This is a genomic window from Pantoea sp. NGS-ED-1003, assembly GCF_000738765.1.
GTDB lineage: Bacteria > Pseudomonadota > Gammaproteobacteria > Enterobacterales > Enterobacteriaceae > Pantoea > Pantoea septica.
Window position 1 is genome coordinate 1 of sequence record NZ_JPQA01000043.1, and the last position, 1,574, is coordinate 1,574.

General features: G+C 58.2%; 2 protein-coding genes and 1 pseudogene. All 3 read right to left on the minus strand.

Going from position 1 to position 1,574, the window contains the following annotated elements:
- Positions 1–230, minus strand: a 230-nt coding sequence (locus JS46_RS22710) for a phage baseplate assembly protein (protein ID WP_033756094.1), incomplete at its 3' end; no start/stop codon positions are given.
- Positions 230–1,300, minus strand: a complete 1,071-nt coding sequence (locus tag JS46_RS22715) for a phage baseplate assembly protein (protein ID WP_033756090.1) — start codon at positions 1,298–1,300, stop codon at positions 230–232. The genes JS46_RS22710 and JS46_RS22715, both read right to left, overlap by 1 nt.
- Positions 1,297–1,574: pseudogene (locus JS46_RS22720) on the minus strand (DNA circularization protein); the annotation flags it as partial. The gene JS46_RS22715 and the pseudogene JS46_RS22720, both read right to left, overlap by 4 nt.

Here is a 1,574-nt window from a genome sequence, read left to right on the forward strand (position 1 = left end):
ACGCCATGCGAGCGATCGCCATCGAAATAAGCCGCAACAGCCTCGGCCCCCAGAATCGGCGCAGCAGTAAATCCATACGGCTCCATGTGCTCGATGTCGCTCTTGCCCTCGCCGCCGGCCATTTCAACCTGAAGCATCTGGCATTTTGTTGCCGTGTTCAGGCCACGCACCACGGCGCGAGCCAGCAGATTTGACAGCGCGCGGCCCATACCTGAAATCGGATTAGCCATCAGAAATCATCCTCCTCTTTCTTTTTCTTCCGCTTGCCGGGCTTAGCTGGCTCAGGGAGGTAGGCATCAGGCGGTCCGACCCGGATTTCGGTCACGGTGCCGTTTTCATCCTGCTGATAAGTCACCTCTGCGATGACCATCTGGCGATTGTTAAAGCCGAGGATGGGATCGAAGACGATAACCTGCAGGTTAGGCAACCATAGTGAGCCGTCACCCTGACGCCAGCCTTGCACGGTATAGGTCACCTCATCGGTACGCGCAGCGCGCTGGCGCATTTCGAACTCTGCCCGTTCGCTGCAGGTTGCTGTAGTAGCATTGCCGGTCTGGCGGATAATCATCGGCCGGTAGCGCTTCAGGCCTCCGTCGATGGTCTTTGCTCTGATGGCCGTAGTTGTAGCCTCGCCAAAGTCATCGTCATTACCCCGGCGCTGACCGGAAACCTGATAGTCACTGAACCGGTCACGAATGCTCTTTTCGGTGTCACAGGAAAGGATGTTTTCACCCAACACCAGTGCTGTATGCGCCTGCTGGCTTCCGATGCCGCCGATAACCAGATTGCCCTGCGCATTGTCATACGCCAGCGCCTGCTGCAGGCCGAGCATCTTGTTGAGCACGTCCATGACCGTTTCGCCCTGATCTGCCTGAACACCCTGCAGCGCACCTGACGCGCCGCCAGCATCCACCACCGTTATGCTGAAAGGCTTAGCCAGCTCTGCTGCCACCTGCGCCAGCGAGCGCCCGCCATACTGTGACGGCGTGGCTGAGCAGTCGATAAGGTCAGCTGTCTTGCTGCGCCCGGATATGCCTACGCTGATGCTGCGTGCGTCATACCGGACTGGTGTAGCCTCAATGAAGCCGGTCAGCACTTTGTCAGTGCCTATAAAAACTTCAACGAGGTCACCGTTTTTAATCCGGTTGCTGCGGTTCGCCTGATCAGTATCTCCGGGCCAGCTGCGGGTAATCTCAACGGTGAAGTCGCGGGCTATGCGTTCAATGCCAGCGGCGATCCGGACTGATGTCCAGCCACCCCACTCCTGACCATTCACCCGGAGAAGAACGGTATTATTCATCGTGCCGGCACCCTTAGTTTCTGAACCGGCACAAAGCCGGGATGGCGTATGCCGTTGCGCGCCGTTATGTCCCCGGCGCGTGATGCAGAGTCGTACCAGTCGGCGGCCAGCACCAAAGCCGGCATAACCTGCGAGGGTGTCCGTTCTGTCATGCGCTCAACCTGCTCCAGCCGGGCTGAGATATCGCGGTTAACATCCGTTCGCACGGTTACCAGTGCCTGATAGAGTCCGTCATCCGAAACGCGCTCCATCTCAAGATCGATGGCCTCATTAA

Coding starts and splice junctions, on each gene's coding strand:
- JS46_RS22715 (WP_033756090.1), bottom strand. CDS start 1,300: ATGAATAATACCGTTCTTCTCCGGGTGAATGGTCAGGAGTGGGGTGGC.